Consider the following 3531-nt stretch of genomic DNA (forward strand, 5'->3'; position numbering starts at 1 on the left):
CCGAAGCCGGGCAAGGGCCCGCTCGAGCTGCGGGTGCACCTCGAGACCGTCGGCGGGCCGGGCTTCGACCTGACCGAGGCCGGCACGCAGAAGCGGCTCGCGGTCTACGTCGTGACGGACCCGGCGACGGTGCCGGGGATCGCCGCCCTCGGCCCCGACGCCCTTACGCTCTCCCGGGCACAGCTCGCGGAGCTGCTGGCGGGCTCCTCGGCGCGGCTCAAGACGCTGCTCACCGATCAGCGGACGCTCGCCGGGATCGGCAACGCCTACTCCGACGAGATCCTCCACGTCGCGCGGCTGTCCCCGTTCGCGTCCTCGGCGAAGCTCGACGACGAGGCGGTCGACCGGCTGCACGCCGCGATGATCTCGGTGCTGACCGACGCCGTCGACCGCGCGGTCGGGCAGGACGCCGCCCTGCTCAAGGGCGAGAAGCGGTCGGGGATGCGGGTCCACGCCCGGACCGGGCTGCCGTGCCCCGTCTGCGGGGACGTGGTTCGCGAGGTCTCCTACGCCGAACGGTCCTTCCAGTACTGCGCCACCTGCCAGACGGGCGGCAAACCCCTCGCCGACCGGCGACTGTCACGCCTGGTCAAGTGACCGACCAGGGGCGCAACACCGCCGAACGGGCGATCACGGAGGTGCCTCGTCGTGTGCCGCGTTGCTACGACGGGGCACGCTGTCGGACGATGGCGACGTGCCCGGCTGGTTGACCGACCCGACGCTCTACGTCGTCCTCGTCGCGGTCGTCGTCCTGGTCGCGGCCGGGCTGCTGGTCTACCGACGGCTGCGGCGCCGCCACGCGTTCGCCTCGCCCCTCGAGCGGGCGACGTTCTCGACGCTGCACACCGTCTCCCTGGCCGCCCCGGCGCTGCGCGAGGGCCTGTCGGAGTCCTCGGCGCAGTTCGCGGTGCCGTACCTGCGCACGCTGCTCGACACCGAGGCGCTCTCCATGACCGCGGCCGACTGCGTGCCGCTGGCCTGGGACGGCGATGCCGAGCACCACAACCTCGACGTGCGCTTCTACGCCGAGAAGGTCATGAAGACCGGCCGGCAGCAGATGGCCAGCCGCAAGGACATCGAGTGCGGCTCGGACCGGTGCCCGGTCAAGGGGATCGTCGTGGTCCCGCTCGAGGTGGACGGCAACGTCGTCGGGACCCTCGCCGCGGTCAGCGCCGAGACGCCCGGGCCGGTGCTGCTGCGGGCGTCGGCCGAGGTCGCGCGCTACGTGTCCAGCCAGCTCGAGCTCGCCGACCTCGACGACTCCCGCGACCGGCTGAACCGGGCCGAGGTCCGCGCGCTGCGCGCCCAGATCTCGCCGCACTTCATCTACAACGCGCTGAACACCGTCGCCTCGTTCATCCGGACCGACCCCGAGCGGGCCCGCGAGCTGCTCATGGAGTTCGCGGACTTCACGCGCTACTCGTTCCGGCAGGCCGGGGAGTACACGACGCTCGCCGAGGAGCTCAAGAACATCGACCGCTACCTCATGCTCGAGCGCGCCCGGTTCGGCAACCGGCTCGCGGTGAAGGTGCAGGTCGCGCCGGAGGTGCTCTCGGTGGTGCTGCCCTTCCTCGCGCTGCAGCCGCTGGTGGAGAACGCGGTGCGCCACGGGCTGGCGGGCAAGGTGGAGGGCGGGACGGTGACGCTCACCGCCGAGGACTCCGCCAGCGAGTGCCTCATCACCGTCGAGGACAACGGCGTGGGCATGGACCCGCAGGCACTGCGCGAGGACAACCGCGACGCCCACCTCTCGGGCGCCCACGTCGGGCTGGGCAACGTCGACGACCGCATGCGCTCGGCGTTCGGACCGGACTACGGCCTCGTGGTGGAGACCGAGCGGGGCGCGGGCACGAAGATCAGCCTGCGGGTGCCGAAGTTCCGGGCCGGCGTTCGCGTCTGACGACGACCGATGGGGCACGCACACGCCCGTAGGGCAAACTCGACGTCGTGCCCCTGAAGCTCCCCTCGGCCCTCAAGCTCCCGCCGGCGGTCTCGTCGGTGCTGCCCGGCGTGCTCGCGTCCAAGGTCGGTGGCGGCACCGTGAGCGTCGTGCGCCTGAACGGCGTCATCGCCGCGGCCTCCGGACCGGTCCCGCGCGCGCTGATCAACCTGCAGGCCGTCGAGTCCGCGCTGACGCGGGCGTTCGAGGCGGAGAACGCCGTCGCGGTCGCCCTGGTCATCAACTCGCCCGGGGGGTCGCCGACGCAGTCGCAGCTGGTCGCCGACCGCATCCGCGGGCTCGCCGCCGAGCACGAGCTGCCGGTGCTGGCCTTCTGCGAGGACGTCGCCGCGTCGGGCGGCTACTGGCTCGCCTGCGCGGCCGACGAGATCTTCGCGTGCCCGACGTCGCTGGTCGGCTCGATCGGCGTCGTGAGCGGCGGCTTCGGGCTGACCGGGCTGATCGAGCGGTTCGGCATCGAGCGCCGCCTGCACACCGCGGGCGAGAACAAGGCGCGGCTCGACCCGTTCCAGCCGGAGAAGCCCGAGGACGTCGAGTGGCTGCTCGGCATGCAGGGCGAGCTGCACCAGCTGTTCATCGAGTGGGTGCGGTCCCGGCGGGGCACCGCGCTCGACGAGTCCGCCGACCTGTTCACCGGCGAGGTCTGGACCGGGCGGCGGGCCCTCGAGCTCGGGCTGATCGACGGCATCGGGACCGCCCGCGAGGTGCTCACCCAGCGGTTCCCCGACGCCGAGCCGGTGGGCGTCGAGCCCCGCAAGCCGCTGCTGGCGCGGCTCGGCGTCGGGGTCGCCGCCGCCGTGCCCGGGCTCGGGGTGTCGGCGCCCGACCCGGCCGCGATGGTCGTCGGGGCCCTCGAGTGGCTCGAGCACCGGGCGCACTGGAGCCGCTTCGGGTTGTAGGGGCGCAGGCCGGCGGTGGACGCCTATCCTCGACGACTCGCGGAGAGGGGGCGTGGGTGGCGGCGGTCGGCTGGGACGGACGCGACGTCTCCGGGCTGACGCACGAGCAGATCCACCGGTGGACCCGCGACGGCGCGAGCCCCGAGGCGCTCGCCGCGGCCCGCGACCGCCACCTGGCCCGCGCCGACGAGCTGCGGACGGCCGCCGACCGGCTGCGTAGCGCCCAGCGCGGGGTCGCAGAGGGCTGGGTCGGCGCCGACGCGGACGCCGCGGGCGGCCGCACGGACGTGCTCGCCACGCGGATGGAGGAGCTCGCCCGGACGGTGTCCGGGCAGGCCCGCGGGGTCGACGGGATGCGGGCCGCGCTGTTGCGGGTGCAGGCCGCGGTCGGGCCGCCCCGGCCGCCGGTGCTGCCCGCGCTCGACGCGCCGCCCCTGCTCGGCGAGCTCCGCGCCCTGGTCGCCGGCGCTCCCGCCGACGGGTTCGCCGGCTTCCGTGCCGCCGCTGCCGAGCAGGCCGCCGCCCGCGAGGCCTACCGGACCTACCTGATCGAGACCGCCGCGGCCGCGCGCGGGGTCACCGGGGCGGGCGCGGGGCCACCCCCGCCGGCCGCGGCGCCGACCGGGCCGGGCGCGCCGGGCGGTGCCGCGCCCGCCCGACCCGCGGGGGTCC

Annotated in this window: 4 protein-coding genes; all 4 read left to right on the plus strand. The window is 74.9% G+C overall.

Going from position 1 to position 3531, the window contains the following annotated elements:
• The coding region (locus AC0CYZ_RS25385; RefSeq protein WP_472220504.1) for a zinc finger domain-containing protein at positions 1-597 on the plus strand (597 nt) is incomplete at its 5' end.
• 97 nt (positions 598-694) lie between these two features.
• On the plus strand, positions 695-1900 hold the full coding sequence (locus AC0CYZ_RS25390; RefSeq protein WP_472220506.1) for a sensor histidine kinase: 1206 nt from the start codon (positions 695-697) through the stop codon (positions 1898-1900).
• A 98-nt stretch (positions 1901-1998) separates the two neighbouring features.
• Positions 1999-2859: a S49 family peptidase gene (locus AC0CYZ_RS25395; RefSeq protein ID WP_472220510.1), complete on the plus strand. Its 861-nt coding sequence runs from the start codon at positions 1999-2001 to the stop codon at positions 2857-2859.
• 56 nt (positions 2860-2915) lie between these two features.
• On the plus strand, positions 2916-3531 hold a 616-nt coding region (locus AC0CYZ_RS25400; protein WP_472220508.1), incomplete at its 3' end, for a hypothetical protein.

The organism is Actinomycetospora sp. (assembly GCF_055612215.1).